General features: G+C 38.4%; 17 protein-coding genes. 6 read left to right on the forward strand and 11 right to left on the reverse strand.

The genetic code is table 11. The annotated features are described in order from the left end of the window. Window positions 1-195: 195 nt before the first annotated feature. The 4 genes from E6H07_14605 to E6H07_14620 form a co-directional block, all read right to left on the reverse strand. Entirely contained in the window at window positions 196-393 is a 198-nt protein-coding gene (locus E6H07_14605) for a CsbD family protein (protein ID TMI62640.1), read from the reverse strand. Between the two features lie 157 nt (window positions 394-550). Further along, window positions 551-1,045: a hypothetical protein gene (locus tag E6H07_14610; protein TMI62641.1), complete on the reverse strand. Its 495-nt coding sequence runs from the start codon at window positions 1,043-1,045 to the stop codon at window positions 551-553. A gap of 283 nt (window positions 1,046-1,328) precedes the next feature. Further along, the gene (locus E6H07_14615; protein ID TMI62642.1) at window positions 1,329-1,739 is read right to left on the reverse strand and encodes a hypothetical protein; all 411 of its coding nucleotides are present in this window, start codon (window positions 1,737-1,739) and stop codon (window positions 1,329-1,331) included. A 233-nt stretch (window positions 1,740-1,972) separates the two neighbouring features. Further along, on the reverse strand, window positions 1,973-3,106 hold the full coding sequence (locus tag E6H07_14620) for a toll/interleukin-1 receptor domain-containing protein (GenBank protein TMI62643.1): 1,134 nt from the start codon (window positions 3,104-3,106) through the stop codon (window positions 1,973-1,975). Between the two features lie 510 nt (window positions 3,107-3,616). On the opposite strand from E6H07_14620, the gene smc reads away from it, so the two are divergent. Beyond that, the gene (gene smc, locus E6H07_14625; GenBank protein TMI62644.1) at window positions 3,617-7,138 is read left to right on the forward strand and encodes a chromosome segregation protein SMC; all 3,522 of its coding nucleotides are present in this window, start codon (window positions 3,617-3,619) and stop codon (window positions 7,136-7,138) included. 62 nt (window positions 7,139-7,200) lie between these two features. Here smc and E6H07_14630 read toward each other — a convergent pair whose 3' ends face one another. Both E6H07_14630 and E6H07_14635 read right to left on the reverse strand, forming a co-directional pair. Further along, a complete protein-coding gene (locus tag E6H07_14630) occupies window positions 7,201-7,836 on the reverse strand; it encodes a response regulator transcription factor (protein ID TMI62645.1) in 636 nt (211 codons plus the stop codon). Window positions 7,837-7,881: 45 nt separating this feature from the next. Beyond that, a complete protein-coding gene (locus E6H07_14635; GenBank protein TMI62646.1) occupies window positions 7,882-11,085 on the reverse strand; it encodes a hypothetical protein in 3,204 nt (1,067 codons plus the stop codon). Between the two features lie 206 nt (window positions 11,086-11,291). Here E6H07_14635 and E6H07_14640 point away from each other — a divergent pair, with 206 nt between their 5' ends. Then, window positions 11,292-12,353 carry an HAF repeat-containing protein gene (locus E6H07_14640; protein ID TMI62647.1) on the forward strand — a complete coding sequence of 354 codons (1,062 nt, stop codon included), beginning with the start codon at window positions 11,292-11,294 and terminating at the stop codon, window positions 12,351-12,353. A 111-nt stretch (window positions 12,354-12,464) separates the two neighbouring features. Beyond that, the gene (locus tag E6H07_14645) at window positions 12,465-12,809 is read left to right on the forward strand and encodes a DMT family protein (protein ID TMI62648.1); all 345 of its coding nucleotides are present in this window, start codon (window positions 12,465-12,467) and stop codon (window positions 12,807-12,809) included. A 5-nt stretch (window positions 12,810-12,814) separates the two neighbouring features. Here the strand turns inward: E6H07_14645 and E6H07_14650 are convergent, their stop codons facing one another. Then, a complete protein-coding gene (locus E6H07_14650; GenBank protein TMI62649.1) occupies window positions 12,815-13,087 on the reverse strand; it encodes a hypothetical protein in 273 nt (90 codons plus the stop codon). A gap of 127 nt (window positions 13,088-13,214) precedes the next feature. Between E6H07_14650 and E6H07_14655 the strand changes: the two genes are divergently transcribed. Continuing rightward, on the forward strand, window positions 13,215-13,802 hold the full coding sequence (locus E6H07_14655) for an AhpC/TSA family protein (GenBank protein ID TMI62650.1): 588 nt from the start codon (window positions 13,215-13,217) through the stop codon (window positions 13,800-13,802). Window positions 13,803-13,810: 8 nt separating this feature from the next. On the opposite strand, the gene E6H07_14660 is transcribed toward E6H07_14655, so the two are convergent. Further along, window positions 13,811-14,860 (reverse strand): oxidoreductase, encoded by a 1,050-nt coding sequence (locus E6H07_14660; protein TMI62651.1) that lies wholly within the window; start codon window positions 14,858-14,860, stop codon window positions 13,811-13,813. 151 nt (window positions 14,861-15,011) lie between these two features. Here E6H07_14660 and E6H07_14665 point away from each other — a divergent pair, with 151 nt between their 5' ends. After that, window positions 15,012-16,493 carry a hypothetical protein gene (locus tag E6H07_14665; GenBank protein ID TMI62652.1) on the forward strand — a complete coding sequence of 494 codons (1,482 nt, stop codon included), beginning with the start codon at window positions 15,012-15,014 and terminating at the stop codon, window positions 16,491-16,493. 68 nt (window positions 16,494-16,561) lie between these two features. On the opposite strand, the gene E6H07_14670 is transcribed toward E6H07_14665, so the two are convergent. The 3 genes from E6H07_14670 to E6H07_14680 all read right to left on the reverse strand — a co-directional run bounded on the left by E6H07_14670 (window position 16,562) and on the right by E6H07_14680 (window position 19,230). Beyond that, complete coding sequence (locus E6H07_14670) at window positions 16,562-18,010, reverse strand: M24 family metallopeptidase (protein TMI62653.1); 1,449 nt, start codon at window positions 18,008-18,010, stop codon at window positions 16,562-16,564. Between the two features lie 78 nt (window positions 18,011-18,088). Continuing rightward, complete coding sequence (locus E6H07_14675; protein ID TMI62654.1) at window positions 18,089-18,358, reverse strand: hypothetical protein; 270 nt, start codon at window positions 18,356-18,358, stop codon at window positions 18,089-18,091. A 269-nt stretch (window positions 18,359-18,627) separates the two neighbouring features. Next, window positions 18,628-19,230 (reverse strand): hypothetical protein, encoded by a 603-nt coding sequence (locus E6H07_14680; protein ID TMI62655.1) that lies wholly within the window; start codon window positions 19,228-19,230, stop codon window positions 18,628-18,630. 161 nt (window positions 19,231-19,391) lie between these two features. Between E6H07_14680 and E6H07_14685 the strand changes: the two genes are divergently transcribed. Then, window positions 19,392-21,284, forward strand: a complete 1,893-nt coding sequence (locus tag E6H07_14685; GenBank protein ID TMI62656.1) for a type IIA DNA topoisomerase subunit B — start codon at window positions 19,392-19,394, stop codon at window positions 21,282-21,284.

The raw sequence follows: 21,284 nt of genomic DNA on the forward strand, positions 1-21,284 counted from the left end.
GATAAAAGTAGGAGTTGAGTAAGTATACCTTCTTACTGCTTAAACTGCTTCTCTTCTTTAGTTGATGAGAATTTGATGATCAGAAACAGGCGGCCTGCCTGCTGGCATCAACCTGATGAGCAAAAAAATTACGTAACCATTTCTGGTTACGTAATAAATTTTTCGAAAAAGAAATATATGATTTTTGATGTGATATTATTTTCCTGGCTTAAGCTCTCTAAACCATTTTTCAATTTCATCCTTTGCCTTACCTGTTTTTTGCTCTACTCTACCCCAAAATTGATCGTCCTTTCCTTCTTCATATTTAAGATCATCATCGGTTAAATTAGCATATTTCTCTTTCAATTTTCCTTTCAACTCATCCCAATGACCTTTTATTCTTAGTGAGTCCATAATTTTTGTTTTAATGATTAATAATAGGGTTGAACACTAGAATTGATTAAAAAACTGTGCCAGAGAATACTGATTAAACAATGGTTGTTTAATAAAATCACTGAATAAAATAAAAAAGCCCGGCCTAAACCGGGTTTTTTATTTTAATTAATAATTATTACTTCATCGCTGTCTTATCGGTATTCATTTCTACTATTTCAGAAACACCATTTTTAATGAGCGTTACAAAATAGGATGTCATACCATTTGCATCCAGTTTCCTGGCAGTAATACCAGCAAGTTCGTTGCCATATGTTCTGATCGCTGCTGCAATTACATCTTCCGGTACATAAGTATTTAGTACAGGTAATGCTACTTTAAAACTATTATCACGACCGGGTTCCATATACCAGGGTTGTGTATTATAATAAACACGGGTCATCCTGTTATTATCAGTTGCATACGATGCATACCACCAATCAGCACTCAGCGGCATCCATCTTACTTCTGTCACTGTTGGATTAGCAGTTTGGAAATTTGTCCGTATTACAACCGGAACCTGGTTTGTATAATCAACAGTCGTGGTTGATGTAGTTGTATACACCACCGGCTGTTGTGCACTTAATGTAAATACAGCCATCCCCATTATTGCTGCACAAAAGATCTTTTTCATAAAATTCTGTTTTAATAAGTTAAACAATTTTGATTATTCATGCAGTAGGTAAACCAACAATGATGCCCTTGTTTTAACTCTGTTTTAATGCCACAGTTTGTGATAGTTAGCAAAGAGAAGTTGAAACATATTTAAGCTAGGGGATAAACATCAAAAAAATAATGTGGATTGTTTTGCAAGTTCCGATAAGTAACGACACGCAATGGGGTTTTTTGCGGATACTAACCGAGGCTGAGTAAATTATAATTGTAACAGAGATTCGTCAGCAAATAAGCTTCATTATTTATTTAGCAGGCCGCTGTATTGAAATGATCTTATCGACAACAAAATGACTATAACCCCTCCAGGGAAGAGCTCCATTATATTCTTTATAATGCAGGTCAAAATGTTCCCCACTATTGTTCATTAAGGTCGTTGCAATACTATCGTCAGTAACTGAAAATTCAAATTCGTAAGATTGTATGCCTCCTGGGGTAGTTGTACGAAATCCTGATTGAATCAGTTTGCCTTCAAAAGTTTTAAAAATATATCCCTTCTTTACTAAATAATTCAGTTCTCCGGATTTCACACCTTCGCCAAAGACAAAGTAATATTTCCACCAAATAAGAATTATCAGCGATACGATAACAATTCCTAATAGCCACCCTAAAAATTTTTTAAACGGGCTTTTTCTTTTTGGTTGTATTTCTTCCATATTATGAAAGTACGAAATTGTATTATGACAGAGTAGTTATTTCGAGGCAATGTTCATTTTCTTATACTTGATGCCCGCATCGTGTTGACGATGCCTCCATGCATTAGTTTGTTCCGTTGCGTGAGGACATACAGCAGGATATCAATAAACAGGATTAAAAAATTTAGCCACTGGATATACTTAGCCTTAAAAATTGTTTGAGACCCGAATAGAATTAACTTAAGAAGGATGGATTATGTAATTAATTTTTTGGCTGCCTTCTTTAATGCTTCAATATCCTTCTCTGTACAATCAACATAACTATAGATTCCCATTATCAATGGCAGAGCAGTATCTTTCATAAAATACACTGTCTGAATATTGGATTTTTTTGTGTTATACTCCAATAGCTTGGCACATTGAAATTCATCCCAGCAAACCGGTGATTGAGAATAGTCAGGGCTGAGAATAGCTACAAATTTTTCTGATTGCCCGATTGCATCCGAAATCATTTTCAACCATTGCCCGCCAACCGGTATACTATCCTTATCATAAAAAATATTCAGCAGCGGGTTTTGTTGCTTCATCGTTTCAACAAACTCATCCACTTCCTGTTTTTGCTTGTGTGCATAGCTGATAAAAAAATCATAGCCAGTTCGGGGTTCTATGAATGTTCTTCCCCCTCCACCATTCCCAACACCGCTGCCACCAGCATCTTCACTTGCTCCGTCACCGCCTCCATCATAACCAGCTTCTTCAGGTGCAGGCATGATGAGATCTTTATCATTATAATCGATGAGGTCATTTTTATTTTCTTTAAATGACTCAAATATCTGTAACGATCTTTCGGCATCATGATCGTTGTATACAACAATGTCAATTGATTCAACAGGCAGGCCCTGTTCTAACCAGAAAAAAGCAGATTCTAGGATAGAAGGAAACATTTCCTCAAACGGCGCACTTTGATTACCTGTTGCCAGCAAAGGCATTGCAACACGATTGATCTCTTCATCAAAGGCAAAATTGTTAATACAACGAAACAAGCTGCTCACTACTTCCCAGGGATTATGTGATTGGGTTTTGGGCTCAAAACAAAGGATTCGTTTGAAATTAAAATAAGCCTGCTGCTCTGCTGTTAGTGGTTGTGATAGCCAGCACCCTAGTGAGCTACGGAGGTCTTGTGCTTTGTTTTTTGCAAGTAAACCAACATCAAGTCCTTTACTATAAAAGTTACCTACCAATGTATTAAGATATGGCTCGTAGTTGTTTGGGAATGCGGAAACAACTACTATATCTGCCTTATCGGTTGGAGGAATTTTAGTCAGATCACCATGTATCAGTGATAGTTTTGAATTACTAAATTCTATTTGTGAAAGAAATTTATACATGTCAGGCTGTTTTAATTATTTGGTATGACAACTGAATGTGGTGATGAGCTATTTCATATGGAAATTAGCAAAAAATATATCATTCAAAGAGTGGTTTAGATAAATACTCCTTTAGTAGTATCACCAGTTTCAGTTCGCAGAAGTTCGTGACTTTTATTTTCGGACCATAATCGAGATGAAGTGTTAAGAAAGTTTGATGTAATAGCGGAGTGTCAGGCTGAGCTTGTCGAAGCCCTGATGAGTTTTTGTACAAATGCTGTGCAACCCTTCGACAAACTCAGGGTGAAAGAACTATGTTTTATTCAATGTCTCATTGTTGACGAATAGAATTCCCGAACGTACAAGAGTGCGACGCAACGAAAGCCTAATAGTAGCAATACAGCTAAGAACCCAAAATATCCAATATCCCAATCCCCAATTCTACCCGCACATCTGTGTATAACTCTAACAATTCCAAAACTCTAATTCCGCTGTTTTCCTCCTATATTCGCCGCATTAAACCCATTAAAAGTGAGATTAAAATCCCTTGAAATCAAAGGCTTTAAAAGCTTCGCCGATAAAACCGTTGTAAGATTTGACGAAGGCATAACGGGCATTATCGGCCCCAATGGCTGTGGCAAAAGCAATATTGTGGACAGCATCCGCTGGGTAATTGGTGAGCAAAAGATCAGCCACCTGCGTAGCGAAAACCTTGAGGCGCTGGTTTTCAATGGCTCCAAAACCCGCAGTGCAAGCGGCCTTGCCGAGGTAAACCTAACTTTCGAGAATACCAAGAACCTGTTGCCGACAGAGTTCAATACCGTTACCATCACCCGTAAATTTTATAAAAGCGGCGAGAGTGAGTACCGCCTGAATGATGTGCAGTGCCGCCTGAAGGATATCCAGAACCTGTTTATGGATACGGGTATCAGCACCGACAGCTATGCGATCATCGAGCTGGGCATGGTGGATGACCTGATCAAGGACAAGGACAATAGCCGCCGCCGGATGCTGGAGCAGGCTGCCGGTATTTCCATTTATAAAACAAGAAAGAAAGAGGCCAAGGCTAAATTGGAAGCTACCGAGCAGGACCTTGCGAGAATCGAGGATCTGCTTTTTGAGATCAATAACCAACTGAAAAGTCTGGAGAGCCAGGCTAAGAAGGCTGAGAAATACCACGAGATCAAAAAAGAGTATCGTGAAGTGAGTATTGAGCTGGCTAAAGCTGCGCTTGAAGGTTTTAATATTTCTTACAAAGAACTAAACCTGCAGCATGATGAAGAAACCGATAAAAGACTGAAAGCTGAAACAGAAATAAAAAGTGAAGAAGCAAGACTCGAAGCAGAACGTTTATCGCTGATCGAAAAAGAAAAAGAATTGCAGCAGATGCAACATGTGTTTAATGAAATGTTGCAATCGGTACGTTCAAAAGAAAATGAAAAGAATCTTTCTGCACAACGTATATCACACTTAAAAGAAAAAGAAAATAGCCTGCGTGAATTTTTGACTAAAGCAGGCGGCCAGCAAAAAGGAGTAGAGGAAGGAATTCAATTTACCACTACACAGTTGCAGGAAGAAGAGAAACGCTTTATGCAATTGCAGGAAGAACTGGGACAATTACGTACAGCTGCTGATGAAAAAAGAAATGTACTGGATGAAAAAAGAAAAGCTGTTGAACAGGTTCGTAATGAGCAGCAGCAAATTCAGCGTAGCCAGTTTGATGCAGAGAAGAAAGTTGCTGTTGCAGATAGTTCTGTAAATAATCTTCAGCGTTTAATAGGACAGATAGAAGAAGAAAGAAAACATAGGGAAGAACACCGTCATCATGTAGACCAGGAAAGAATACTGAAAGAAAAAGAACTGGGCATAAAGAAAGTGGACCTGGAGCAATTGCAACAGCATAATGAAAACACTAAAGACCAGATCTTACAAACACAATCAGTGTTGGATGTGTTGCGCAATAAACTGGCAGAAGAAAGCCGCAAGCTGGATGCTAAAAAGAATGAGTATGATCTGTTGAAGAGTATGATCGATTCAATGGAAGGCTATCCAGACAGCGTAAAATTTTTACATAACAATCCCCTGTGGACAGATAATTCACCGATACTTTCTGATATTCTTTATGTAAAAGAAGAATATCGTACAGCATTAGAGAATGTGCTGGAGCCTTACCTGAATTATTATATTGCCGATAACCTGCACGCAGGTTTGTATGCAGTCGGTTTATTAGAAGAGCATAAAAAAGGAAAAGCGAATTTCTTTTTGTTAGACAAATTTGAAACGAATAACACGAATGAACACCAATTGGAAGGTGGTATTCCTGCATTATCGGTTGTTGAAGTAGATGAAAAATATAAGGGATTAGCAGAACATTTATTGGGTAATGTATTTATTGCCGATAATGAAGAAGTGTTACAGAACAGCAATGGTTTTGTAGTAATTGAAAAGAATGGCCGTTATGTAAAAGGGAAATATTCTTTAACAGGTGGCAGTGTTGGTTTGTTTGAAGGAAATAAGATCGGCCGTGTAAAGAACCTTGAAAAACTGAATGAAGAAATAAGAAAGCAGGAAGCAGTTGTAGAAGTGCTGCGTGCAGATATCCAGGCGAGGCATAATGAAGTGATCGCTTTCAATGAAGATCTGCGTGAGTCAGCTATCCGTGAGACGGATGTTGAAATTTCACAACTCACTAACCAGGTATTTGCCCTGCATAATAAACTGGAGAATCTTCATTCGATGCAGAATAATAGCCAGCATCGTTTGGAAGAACTGAACCTGCAGATGCAGCAAACGAATAGTTCGGTAGAAGGTGTAAGAAAATCTCTTACCGATTATTTGCAACAATTAGAAGTAGTAGGAGTGAGGCTGAGTGACGCAGATGAAACATTTAAAGCCGCTGAAGCGGATTATAATACTGCGAATACTGCTTATAATGAATTCAATCTTTCTGTTACCCGCCAGCAAAGTAAGATCAGTTCGCTGAAGCAGGAACTGGAGTTTAAGAATAACCAGTTGAATGATCTTAACCAACAGATCGAGATCAATACGGGTTCACTGAATGAAACAATACAAAGCCTTGAGCAATCTGAAGCTGAGTTGAAAGAAATAGAAGATCAGTTATTCCAACTGATGCATAGCAAGGAAGATGAAGAAAAGAAACTAAATGAAGCAGACCAGGCTTATTATAATTTCCGTAATGCACTGAATGAAAAAGAAAGCGAACTGCGCCATAAGCTGAAGGAAAAAGAAATGATGGAGCATTTGCTCGGCGAAATAAAAGATAGACTGAATGAACTGAAACTACAATTGGCAGGAATGAAGGAACGAATGCATGTAGAGTTCCGCATCAATATTGAAGATATTATTGATGAACCAAGAACAGGAGATACACCGGCGGAAGAGTTGCAGGAGAAAAGTGACAAGATGAAAAAACGTTTGGAGAATCTTGGTGAAGTGAATCCTACGGCAATTGAAGCATTCACTGAAATGAAGAAGCGTTATGATTTCATCACGGAACAAAAGAGCGATTTGGTGACTGCTAAGGATAGTTTATTAAAAACGATAGAAGAAGTAGAATTAACGGCTAACCAGAAATTCTTAGATACATTTAATACTGTAAGAGAACATTTCCATAAGGTTTTCCAAACCCTGTTTACATCAGATGACCAGTGTGATCTTGTTTTGGAAAATCCTGATAACCTCGCTGAAACAGGAATTGATGTAATTGCAAAACCTAAAGGCAAACGTCCAACATCACTTACCCAGCTGAGCGGTGGTGAAAGAACATTGACAGCGACAGCATTGTTGTTTGCGATCTACTTAATTAAACCTGCCCCATTCTGTATACTCGATGAGGTTGATGCCCCGTTGGATGATGCGAATGTGAGCAAGTTTACCAATATGATCCGCCAGTTCAGTGATAACTCACAGTTCATCATTGTAACCCACAATAAAATGACAATGAGTACGGTTGATGTTATTTATGGTGTAACTATGCAGGAGCCGGGAGTTAGTAAGTTGGTGCCGGTGGATTTTAGGAACCTGGAGAATTAGTTTTAAGTAATAAGTTTTAGGTTATAAGTAAATATTTGAGTCCCGCTTTAGCGGGACTTTTTTTACACAATTCTTCCTCTTATCGCTTTTGCAACAGCTTCGGATTTGGAATGTACATGCAGTTTTTTATAAATGTTCTTTATATGAACATTGACAGTTTCTATGCTGATGAAACAGGTGTCAGCAACCATTTTATAACTCATACCTTTTACAAGGCAGGAAAGAATTTCTTTTTCACGGGGTGAAAGATCGAATGATTCTTTATCGCCGAATGCGGGTTTTTCTTTTATCATTTTTAAAACACGGTTGGCAATAGAAGGGGTCATTGGGCTGCCACCTTCATAAATTTCTTTGATGGCCTCCATGATCTCTGCAGGCGAAGTATGTTTTAATATATAACCTTCAGCCCCGGCACAGATTGAACTGAATATTTTTTCATCATCATCAAAAATTGTTTCCATCAGAATTTTTATATTGGGATAATCCTCTTTGATCAGCGATACTGCTTCAATACCATTCATTCCCGGCATTTCAATATCCATCAGCACTACATCTGGTTTTGTCTCCGCAATATTCTTTAAAAGATTATTGCAATTGGGAAATGCGCCGGCACACAAAAAGCCCGGTGTACCTCCAATCATGGCATTCAGACCTTCACGCAAGCTTCGATTATCTTCAAAAATTACAACCTTGATCATTTCAGTAGTTTTTATTCATGATTGTTTATGCTCATCCCGGTTGCTTTATAGTTTTAATTCAAGTTCAACTCCAGTTCCAAGCCCTGTTGCTGTTTCAATATTTAAACTGGCGCTTATTTCTTCTGCCCGCCGTTTCATGTTAAGCAGACCATTTCCTTGTGTCTCGGGGCTTATCTTAATGCCTGATCCGTTATCCCGGATCTGTAGAAAGATAGTTTTATTTTTTTCGGTTAATAAAATGGAGACTCTTGTGGCACCGGAATATTTAACGAGGTTAGTGATCGCTTCTTTAAATACAAGGTAAAAATTTTTGCGTACCTGCATCGGCAGCGCAATGGAGTTCAATTTTTCATCAGCATCAAAAGTGAACTCAATCTTTTTTGCTTTTAATAACTGGTAAGCAAATGAACGCATCCGGATAATAATTTTTTCAAAGGAATCGTTTTCGGGATTGATGGCCCAAACTATATCACTCATGCTTTCAACGATTTTCCGTGAATTCAAACCAATCAGGTCTAATGCCGGTATATCTTTTCCTGCTTGTTGTTTTGCTACTTCACTGTAAATCGAAATGCTATTAAGCGTTGATCCGATATCATCATGTAAGTCACTTGCGATATTATTTCTTATGGTTTGTAAGCGATTCACCTGTTTGATCCGGTACCGGTATATTCCGTACAGAATTGCTGCACCTGCTATCAGCAATAAAAGTATAAACCATATTGTTTGAGTAAACGGAGGAATAATAGAAATATTGAAAACGGTAATAGCAGTTGAATAATCACCGTAACCATTTCCTGCTCTTACGAGTAACTGGTATTTACCTGGAGATATCCGTGTAAATGTGAGTTCCGGTTCGCCTTCTATTTTGCTCCAAACAGTATCACCTCCATTGTAGAGAGTATATTCATAGTTAACCTTATCCTGGTTAAAGATTGAAAGATCTGAAAACCTGAAGTGAAGGCTTCTGTATTTATTATACTTTAACGATAATGCCCGGGTTTGTGTTAATGAATCGAGTGAAAGGTAACTGTCATCCAATTTTACAAATGAGAAATTCACATTACCTGGTTTTTCAGGATTATTAATGGAATCAAGATTGAAAACAACAAAGCCTTTATTTAATGAAGACATGAGTATTATTTCGCCTTTATCATTAAACAACGGCCTGGAATTAAATTGAGAAAGTTTCCATTTGAAATCCTCATTTAATGAAAGCTTTTTATGTTTCCCCGAAATTGTATTCAACAGGTTAATTTCATCAGGAGTAACATGACATATCCAGTTATTATATATGCCTGAGCCCATCTGGAAATCTGTCGGGAGTTTGTTATTAAACAAATCAACATACCGTGTAATAGAATCAGTAAATGGATTTACCAGTAATACAGAAAAAGATTGCTGAAGATAGATCCGGCTTGAATCAAAATTATAGATATCAAAAACACCACCTGGAATTTCACATCCCTCCCGTTCCCAGCAACTTTTAAAAATCTTTTCAACCTTTTTCGCCTTGAGGTTGATTTTATATAATTCCCGTGTGTGAATAAAATCAATCCAGAAAGTTGAGCTGTTTTTATGCAAGACAGTCGGGTAATCATATCCTTTAATAAGTTCTATTTTATACTCTCCCTTTTCATCCGGCTTACATATGTATAGTGAATCCAGGCTGTTTTTCCCCGGTTCATAGGAATACAAATAGCCATTGGAAAATAGCCAGTACTTGTTGTCTGCATCCGGGGCTCCATAATACAATACCCGTTTTGAAAAATCAGGTTTGATCTCTTCTGTTCTTAATGTTTTCAGATCAACTTTAAAATCCCTTACTACGCCTGTCCTGAAATTGAGTGGTTCCATTTTGTCTGTCAGGAATGCGATATAAAAAGTATCGGGATTAAAAACTGTATTAAAATAGGCGGGATATTTTTTCCACTGATCATTAAACAATGTTTTTATTATATGCAAATTGTTATCAAAGCAGATCAGTTTAGGCCTGCCTGCATTTTTCTGAAGCAGGAAATAATTATTGTTCTTACCTTTTTCGAAGAATATCGTTTTTCTCGATTTTATGTTTTCATAATCGGGAGCTTCTATCCCGGTTGACAGGGTATCAATCGGGATCTGCCGTACCAGCGGGTTTCTTTTTTTTATTACTGATAAACCGTTATCCCCGGATAGCCAGATAAGATTATCGTTTTGTTTTCTGTTTTTGATTGCACCGGTTTCTATATAAAAAGAATTCAATTTACCGAGCGGTAAAAGCTCCGGATCATTGACAAGGTATTCAAACAGATGGATATCGTTATTTAACTTTACAAGATATTTTTCTCCGACAATCACCCAACTGTTTTTATCTCTGTCATTTTTTACAGTTTGAATACTATATCTTTTTGTTGTGTTTGTATCGGCCTTTACCAGCAGATCCCCGGTAAATGTGAAGAATATATTTCGGCCTGTAGCTAAAGATATGTTCTCCAATATTCCGGAAGGCCCGGAGGAAAGCCAGATAGTATTATCTTTTTCAGAGTACGTTATGCCTGTTATATTACGTCCTCTAAATCTTTTTGCAGGGAAAAATGGAAGTTCATCTTTCCATGAACGGCTTATTTCACCGGTGGATATGTTATAATGCCATATCCCTTTTTTATCAGTAGTAAGTCCCCAGTAATTTCCTTCTTTATCCCTTGTTACATCTAGTTCATCACCATCAGTTGCTACCTCTGTTTCATTAGTGCTATCAATACGAATGTGTTTCAGCGCTGCTGTCTTCCAATTCAAAATATAAAACCCTTTTTCCAGGATTGAAACAAAAAGAAAATGGTTATCTCCTTTATAAGCACAATTAGCTGAGTACGGCATTCCGGTTAGTTGTGGAAACTTTTGTTTTAGAGGAATAAAACTTTCTGATTGCTTATCAAAAACAAAAAAACCATCTGATGTTCCCAGCCAGACAACGCCATCGTCTGAAAGCTCAATTTCATTAACACGGAGAGAAATGCTTTTGCTATCAGGAGTTTTGAATGTATATGGTTTCCAGCTTACTCCATCAAACGAAGAGATATGTGAATTGTTTTGAAACCAGCAAAGACCATTGTTGTCAATTAAAATCTCTCTTAAGTTGTTACTGAATTCCCTGGTGCCATCCAGCATTGTTACCACATAACCATCATTTACATTCTTAACGGGAAAAGATTGAGCTGAACAAATACAACTAACAAGCATAACAAAAAAGTAAGCTGGCCTCTTCATATCCTAAAGGTATCTGAATATTTCCCTGTTTTCAATAACGTGAATATGGTATTCCTGTACCCGTCGGCGGTAGAAATAACGTTTTTTGGTTATTGACTTCGGATACTGATGTTATCATTTTTGTGATGAATAGCCACTGTCAAAAACCAATCAACCAATACCGGCTAATCATGTAATTAATTTCTTCATTTTTTAAAAAATTATTTATGAAACAAAAATTATCCCAGCTATTGCTTATGAGCTCAATTGTATTGCTCATAGTTTCCTGTAAGAAATCCATTGAAAAACCCTTTTACCAGGAAAAGGCCAAAGCAGCACCATCCTCTGAATTACAATCAACATCTCTTGAATCAGGACCGTCACGGGCATTTAGTATCAACAATTCCGGTGCTATCGCTGGTTCAGCAACTGATCCTGATGGAAAGATCAAAGCTTTTAATTTAAAGAACAACGATCTCTGGTATTCTACTGACGAAGTAAAGCCTAATGGTCTTCCTGAAATTAAATTTTCTATCAACGAGCCCGGTGATATTGCCGGATCAAAGATCAGCGGTACTGGTATTTTACCAATGCTATGGAGACATGGGCAGGCTTATGAGTTAAGTCCACTACCGGGCCAGCAATTCGGTGAAGTATATGATATTAATAATTCAGGAGTGATGGTTGGCGAATCGTTGAATGGAAATTTTGTTACACCTACTACAATGCGTGCCACTGTTTTTTCTCTTGAAGGAGATCCTATTGATCTCGGCACATTGGGTGGGACAAAAGCATCTGCTGCTTCTATAAATGATTTTGGTCATATCGTTGGTGTTGCAGATAATGCACTTAATCAACAAAGGGCATTTTTATACAAAGACGGAGTAATGCAGGACCTCGGAACATTGGGCGGTATAGCTTCAAATGCCAATGCCATAAATAATTATGGCGAAATTGCAGGACGTTCCCTTTTATCCAATGGTGCAATACGGGCATTCTTGTATAAAGAAGGTGTAATGTATGATTTGGGAACATTAGGTGGCGCTGCCAGTGTAGCATTCGGTATAAATGATAAAGGAGAAGTGGTTGGATTTGCAAGAATAGCTACCGGTCAGGCACATGCATTTTTATATAAAGATGGTGTGATGTATGATTTGGGCACAAATGGAGGAACAGAAAGCAGGGCTTATGGAATTAATAACAGGGGAGATGTGGTAGGACAGTATACAAATGCAGATGGCAGTGTGCATGGATTTGTTTACCGTGACGGGCAGATGTATTCATTATAAATATTAACTGAAGAGTAAATTATTGAAGTCTGGTATTCACCGGACTTTTTTATTTTAGTAAAATGTTAAGCCCCTAAAAATTTGGGCCGATATAACTTATAAAACTAAATTATGATCGCAGCCAGAACAATTCTGCTATTAATCGCATCCAACATCTTTATGACCTTTGCCTGGTATTATCATTTAAAACAACAAGGCTGGTCGTTATCGAAAGCAATACTGATAAGCTGGGGCATAGCTCTATTTGAGTATATCCTGATGGTGCCGGCTAACCGCATCGGTTTTGAAAAAGGAATGACAGGTTTCCAGTTAAAGATCACACAAGAAGTAATTACATTGGTTGTATTCGCAATATTTGCTGTATTCTACCTGAAAGAGCCATTTCATTGGAAATACCTGGTGAGCTTTGTATTCCTGTTGCTGGCAGTGTTCTTTATGTTTACCAAGAAATTTTAATTGATCTAATGATCGGCCGGCCTGGATTTTTGCATTTCCCTTGATTGCTGCCTGCGGATCATATCATTTTTCGTTTTGTGAACTGCTGCAGATATCATGAAATACAGGCCAGTATTGAATAATATAGCAGTACCAAGCCCCCAGAAGTACCAATCCTCACTTTTCAGCGGTTTATATACGTTCACGAAATAAAAGAAGATTAAAAAAGTAGCACCAATAATAAATGCAAAACCGATCAGGAGTTTTGTAAAGAATTTTTCGCTGTGTCCGCTTGCCATAAATGGATGTTTTTATAAGATAATTAGAAAGTTGTAAAAATAGGGGAAAATAATATTTTGTTAAGCTATCAGATGAATTACATTACAGAAATAAACAATAAATATTTTTGTAAGCAGAAATACAACCATGAAAAGAATAATTTCAACCGGCATTTTTGTTTTCCTTGTTACATTTTTGATTGCCCAGCAAAGTCCTGAAGGATTGTTTCCGGGTGCAAAAGCTCCTGATTTCACCGGCTTTGATCAGAACGGCAATGAAATAAAACTAAAGGACCTCGCAAAGAAAGGGCCTGTCGTATTGGTCTTTTACCGCGGTTATTGGTGTCCTTACTGTAATAAAGCATTGAAGCGACTGGAAGACTCATTGCAACTGATAACTGATAAAGGAGCAACGGTTATTGCCGTAACTCCGGAGATAAATTCAAATATTGACAGTACCGTTAAAAAAACAGGTGCAGAGTTTTCTATCCTTCATGATAAGGATATGAAAATTATGAAAGCCTATAATGTGGCTTTTGAAGTACCCGAGAATACGGTGACACGTTATCGTAATGCTGGTTTGGATTTTACGAAACTAAATGGTGAGAACGGAACCAACCTGCCTGTACCGGCAGTTTATATCATCGATAAACAACGGGATGTGATCTGGAGATATTTTGAAACCGATTATAAGAAAAGACCTTCCATACAGGCGATAATTGACAATATCAAGTAAGCAGTTTATTATAAAATCAATTTTCCAATCCTTCCATTTCCACCGGCAAAGAAAACAGCTGTTCCATTCTTTGCTTTGCGGCATACATTAAAACTTTCTTTGTTGATGCCAGCCCAGTTCATACCACCATCGGTTGAGTAATCAACACCAGTAAGTCCGCATGTAACCAATTGTTTTGTTGAAATGAATTCTACTGAACTTCTATAACCATTTGGAGGAGTAATGGGTTTCTTCCACGTTTTACCACCATCATTAGAAAAAACACAATTCTTTTCGGATGATGATGCTTTAAGATAATCACCGGCAACAACCATTATTATTTTACCACCTTTTTTCTTTCCGTTATCAGCAATAGCGACTGAGTTGGCCCCGGTCATTTGGCCACCTTGTATCACTGGCAGATCAATAGGTTTATTTTTTGAAAACAATCTTGATCTTAATCCACCGCTTACAAATACAGCTTCGCTTCTGTTTGCTGCCCGGATATTCGTACCACTTGCTGCAAAAAATGCTTCACCACTATCTGCAACAGGCCTTTTATCAAAAGGGATTTCCTGCCAACTGCTTCCGCCATCAAATGTTCTGGCAATAAAAAATCTTCCATCAATGGGATCGCCGATCACAATACCACTTTGTTCATTCCAGAATTCCATAGCGTCAAGAAACATTCCCTTTGTTTTATTTTCATACACTACTTTCCATGTTTCTCCGCCATTATTCGTTTTTAAAATATAAGCAGGAGCATCAACTGACATAATGATCGCTGTAGCTCCGTCAAATGCCTCTATATCCCGAAAATCAGCTTTCAGTTTCATTGAATCATCCGGAATAAATTTTTTCGCATTATACCAGTTCCATGTTTTACCTGCATCATTGCTGCGGCCAACCATACCATTACTACCGCTTACCCAAACGATATTATCATTCACCACACTCAATCCGCGGATGCTTACTTTATTACCGCTGTGCAGCATCTCTACTGTTGGTGTTTGTGATTTGCTATGCAGACTGAAAAAAGCAGCGATAAAAAGCACCAATTGACCGAAGATTTTTATCATACGGAATGATTTTTGCAAACCTAGCGGAATTGATACAAATTAAATGTGGTTTTAACCTGGAAATACAGGGGAAAAAACAACAAAGCCCTGTTAGTTACGTTCCGTAAATAAGTCTTATTTTTAGCACCTTATATTTTTTAATTCTGTAGTTATGAATAAACTATTCGTTGGACTTGTTCTTTTTTTATCTGTTTTGTTTTTTGCCTGTCAGAAGGAGGTGAGTTTTGAATTGGATGGCACTCCTGCACAAGGTTCTCTGCAGGAAGATGGAGGCGGTTTATGTTTACCTAAAACTGTAAATGGATCCTATGTGGCCGGTACTGCGTTGGTTCCAGCTACCAATACGATCACTGTGGACATAAATGTGGCCACCGCCGGTACTTATAATATTTACACAGATACCATTAATGGCTATCATTTCTACGGTACCGGAAATTTTACTGCCAATGGTATGCAAACTATTACATTAAGTGGAAGCGGTACTCCACTTGTACAGGGTAACAATGTATTTACTGTATTTTTTGACAGCACTGAATGTGATATAACTGTACAAGTATTGCCGGCAGGTGCAGGCGGGCCAGCAGTATTCGCATTAGCTGGTGCAGGTGGTGCTTGTACTACACCGGTAATAGCAGGCAATTATATTATCGGCACTGCCTTAGGCAGCTCCAACACTGTAACATTATCGGTGAATGTGACTACGATCGGCACTTACAATGTAACTACAACGGCTGTGAATGGAATGACCTTTTCTTCCGGGCCGGGAACCTTTACAGCAACAGGTGCTCAAACAATAGTACTGACAGGCTCGGGTACGCCTACGGGGACAGCGGGTGTATCTAACATTCCTGTTACAGCCGGAACATCTACATGTAATTTTCAAATAACAACAACCGCAGGCTCAGTTTTCTCCTTCAATTGTGCAAGCGCAGTAGTAAACGGAACCTACCAGGCTGGTACACTTTTAAATGCAAGCAATACGGTTAATGTGAATGTGAATGTAACTACAGCGGGCCCCTACAATATCAGTACAACATCTACGAACGGAATGGTTTTTACAGCTTCCGGCACCTTTGCAAGTACGGGTTCAAACCCAATACAATTAATTGGAAGTGGAACTCCCGTTGCTGCGGGCACATCTAATATTCCCACACCGGGTACGCCAAGCTGCACATTCCCTGTTACTGTTGTTGCGGCCGCAAGTGTTACATGGAAATTTACAGTAGGCGCTACTACTTACCAGGGTGTTAATGATTCGATCAGTTATGATAATACTACTGCGCCGCCATTGATATTAGTGGATCATTATGGCACCAATGCAGCATCAGATCTTTATAATCTTGCATTTCTCGATATAGCAGGAGGAGTAACTGCAAATGAAACTTATAATTCAAATGTGAATCTTGCGACTACATTGGCAAATGCAGGATATTTTTATTATTTCGGTGGGGGGATAGAATTGGAAGCAGCTGACCCTACAGCAACACCAGGTGTGAATATCATTATTAAAGTAACCAGTCACAATACAGCTACCAAAACGATAATAGGTACATTTAGCGGTACTGCGCATGATTACACTTCGAATACAACAAAAACAGTTTCCAACGGATCGTTTACGATAGTCTATCCATAAAGAAAATCTTATAAAATAAAAAAGGCCGGTTGCAAAACCGGCCTTTTTTATTGGAATGAGTTATAGCCTTAAAATGCTTTCTTCTCTGATGATTTCAGTTTTGGTAAATTAAAATCATCTAATGCACTTTTCTGTGCTATCATTTTTTCAATGTCTTCAATTTTTCGTGGAGCAAAATCGGAGAGAAGTTCATAGCCATCCTGGGTGATCAATGCATCATCTTCTATCCTTACAGCAATGCCCCACCATTTTTTATCGCAATCACTATTGCTGGGTATATAAATACCGGGTTCAATTGTAATTACCATATCTTTTTTTAACGGGCCTCTTGTATTCCTGTCATGTACATCCAACCCGATATGATGACCAAGGCCATGCGGGTAATATTTTTTAAAATCGCTTTTGTTTTTGATAATGCCCAGCGCAAACAAACCATCCTGCAATACTTTATCAGCTGCTGCAGATGCATCTGTCATTTTTGCTCCATCCTTCAGCGTTTTAAATGCGGCTTCCTGCGCATCATAAACAATCTGGTAAATGGCTCTTTCTTCATCAGAAAATTTTCCATCTACCGGAACTGTCCTGGTTACATCAGCAGAATAACCATGATACTCTGCACCTACATCCATTAACAGCATACTGTTACCTATTTTTGTTTTTGTATTTTCCATATAGTGCAGTATACAGCCATTTTCACCAGCGCCAATAATAGAACCATAACCAACACTTTCTGCCCCCTGCTTTTTGTGTACAAACTCATGCAGTCCCTGTATTTCCAGCTCACTCATATCAGGCCGGATAGCTTTCATTACTTCATTCTGTCCCTGGCAGCTTATCTCTACAGCTTTTCTTATCATCAGTTTTTCTTCAGGTGTTTTTATTTCCCGCAAGCCACCAGTAATATCCATAAATGATCTTGTGTCAAATCTTTTATCTCTTGATAATGTATCCGGCACCTTCGCTTTTGTTTTAAATTGTTCGATGAGATTATATAGATCAGATTCTCCAAAACGGTTACGACGCAGATCAGTAGGTAATTGTGTAAAAATGATCTTATCAAATTTTGAAAATTCAATAGCAAAATTTTTAAACTCCTTACCATTGAGTGCCATGGTGAAACCTAGTTTTTCCTTTGCGCCTTCTGTGCCAAGTCGTTTACCATCCCATTGTTCCCGTTGCGCATTTCGTTCCTGAACAAATAAAATGTCTTTGTACTTTTCTCCGCTTTGACCGGTTTGTTCGTCTTTAAAAATCAACAGCATCGAATTAGGCTCTTTGTACCCGGTGAAATAATACATATCCGGGTTCTGATGAAATAGATAGCTTACATCATTTGAATAGTTTCTTTCGGGATAAGCAAATACGATCATTACCGAATTAGACGGCATCATTTGCCTTGCGGCATCGCGACGTCCGGCATGAAATTCTTTGGAAAAATAGTCCTGTGGTAAATCGTCCTGGGCAAGGATGGATAAAAACACAATTGATAAAATAGAAGTTAAGATGGCTTGTTTCATAATAAAAAAATTGCAGGAATAAATATAGATTATTCCTGCAATGCGACACCTGGAATTATATGAATGGAAAATCAGTTCTTATTCTTCGTCATCTTCATAAAATATATCCTCGCTTGGAATATTGTAGTGCTGCTTCCATGCCTGTACTGTTTCATCGGTCAGGCATTCGATGATGTCAAATAAAGTATCCTTCTTCATCTTCCAGCAGGTTTCTGCCGGGTTATCAAAATCCTGAACATATAGACAATGGTCACTTTCTACAGCCACCTGTATCATTTTTACATTTGATTCCTCTTTCTCTTTAACGAGATAATAGCAACCTGTTTCGAGTAGTTCATAAGTGTACATAAACACCTCCGCTTTTAGTTTTTCAAAAATCAATCCGCGAATTAGTATGGGTAGTAATGGAATCGGGCGGGTACATTTCAGTTCTTTCAGAAAGTGAAGCCGGATTCGTATTTCAAATTTCCGCAATCAGGGGCAGAAATCTCAATGCTGGGAAAAATAAATTTTGAACGGCCTGTGGACAAATTTTTACTTCTGATTTTCAGCAACTTGGACGGGTTGGAGAAATTAAATTTGAGAGAACCATTAACGGTTTAATGGAGAATCAGGGGCTAAATCTTAAATCCGGTAGGGCCGGGTTTCTTATTTGCAGCGGCCATTAATACGGTTTGTTTGATCCTAGCTTGCCTCGTTTCTGGTCGTTTTGCGCTATCAACCCAGAATAAAAATCGCTTCCGGTAACTCGGTGAAAACGACTTGAAATTATTCATCGCTGCCTTGTTTTTATTCAGCGCTTTTTCAAGGTCAGGTGGGACTGTATTATTATCTGCATGCAAGTCCGAAGCATTAAGTGTGTCCCATGAACCATTCGTTTTAGCCAGTTCAATTTTTGCAAGACCGGCAGCCGTCATCAGGTTGTCTTTTATAAGCCGATCTATTCTTTGCTTATTTATTTTACTCCATACACTTTTTGGTTTGCGTGGTGAATACTTTAGCATTGCTCGTTCATTGTCTAATTTCCGGGGCAGGCTATCGATCCACCCAAAACATAAAGCTTCTTCTACTGCATCGGCATAGCTGAGTTTTCTTTTACCCGTTTCGGTTTTGTAATAGATCAACCAGATCCCGGGATAGGTTGCATGATTTTTCTCCAGCCATTTTCGCCATTGGCTGCGTGTTTTCGGGTGGAATGTTTTATAGTCGGGTGCAGGCATACAGAATGAAATTACAGGTTTATTTTATTCACAACAGTTAATAACTACGTCAGAATCTTGCATTGCCTGTTTCGGTATATTTGCCCGGTTATAAAAACAGGAAATTGGGTAATAAAGCCGATAACCAAACAGAAAAACTAACGAACTAAAACGTACCGACGATGGCAAAAGAAAAAGAAGTAAATCTCTTTGAGTACAACGAAGCGTCGATCAAAACCCTCGATTGGCAGGAGCATATCCGCCTGCGACCCGGAATGTATATTGGTAAACTGGGCGATGGTTCTTCCCCCGATGATGGCATTTATGTGCTTGTAAAAGAAGTAGTGGATAACTGTATTGATGAGTATGCAATGGGACATGGCAAGACAGTTGAAATAACTGTTGATAAGACTTCAGTTACCGTTCGTGACTATGGCCGTGGCATCCCACTGGGTAAAGTGGTAGATGTTGTAAGCAAAGTAAATACCGGTGCCAAGTTTGACAGTAAAGTATTTCAGAAATCAGTCGGCCTGAATGGTGTGGGTACAAAAGCTGTGAATGCATTGAGCAATTATTTTAAAGTAACAGCATTCAGAGAAGGAAAAGAAAAAACAGCAGAGTTTGCAAAAGGAATATTAAAGAAAGAACATAAGGAAGCAAAGACTTCGGAGAGTAATGGCACAATGGTTTCATTTACTCCGGATGAAACCATGTTTAAGAATTATAAGTTTCACCCTGAGTTCCTGGAAAGCCAGATATGGAATTACTGTTACCTGAATGCAGGATTAAAAATTGTTTTTAACGGAAAGAGTTTTGTGAGTAAAAATGGCTTGCTCGATTTGCTGCAGCGCAAAACCAATGAAGATGAGATCCGTTATCCCATCATACATCTAAGCGGTGATGATATTGAAGTAGCTATTACGCATAACAACGATTATGGTGAAGACATTTACAGTTTTGTAAATGGCCAGCATACCACACAGGGCGGTACACACCAGCAGGCTTTTCGTGAAGCATATGTAAAAACCATCCGTGATTTTTATAAAAAGGATTATGATGCGGCTGATATAAGAACCGGTATTGTGGCTGCAGTTTCTGTTCGTGTGGTAGAGCCTGTATTTGAAAGCCAGACAAAAACAAAACTCGGTTCTGTGAATGTGGACATAGAAGGGCCGACAATGAAAAACTTTATTGGTGATTTTCTTTCTAAGGAATTGGAAATCTATTTACATAAAAATCCGTCTACTGCAGAATCGCTGAAGAAGCGTATTGAACAAAGTGAAAAAGAAAGAAAAGAACTTTCAGGTATTCGTAAACTGGCGAATGAAAGAGCTAAGAAGGCAAACCTGCATAACCGCAAGTTGCGTGACTGTCGTTATCATTTTAATGATGAACCACCTAATAAAGGAAAAGAAGAATTTGTAGCAAAGCTTCATGAAACGACTGTCTTCATTACTGAAGGTGATAGTGCCAGTGGTTCAATAACAAAATCACGGAATGTAGAAACTCAGGCTGTATTCAGCTTGAGGGGCAAGCCACTCAACTGTTATGGACTTACCAAAAAAGTGGTTTATGAAAATGAAGAGTTTAATCTCTTGCAACATGCGTTGAATATTGAAGATGGATTGGAAGGCTTACGTTATAACAATATCGTAATAGCAACCGATGCCGATGTGGATGGTATGCATATTCGTTTGCTGCTAATGACTTTCTTTCTGCAATTCTTTCCTGACCTGGTGAAGCATGAAAAAGTATATGTGCTGGAAACACCATTGTTCCGCGTACGCAACAAGCAGGAAACAATTTATTGCTACAGCGAAGCAGAAAAACAGAATGCCGTAAAGAAACTTGGAAGCAAGCCGGAGATAACACGTTTCAAAGGTTTAGGAGAAATAAGCCCTGATGAGTTTGCATTGTTTATTGGAGCTGATATGCGTAAACGATTAATGCATCTTGAGCAAGGCGAACATATACAGGCTTTGCTTGAATACTATATGGGCAAGAACACAATGGAACGGCAGGAGTTTATTATTGAAAACCTTAAAGTCGAATTAGACATTGTAGAAGAAGTTTAA

The organism is Bacteroidota bacterium (assembly GCA_005882315.1).
GTDB lineage: Bacteria > Bacteroidota > Bacteroidia > Chitinophagales > Chitinophagaceae > VBAR01.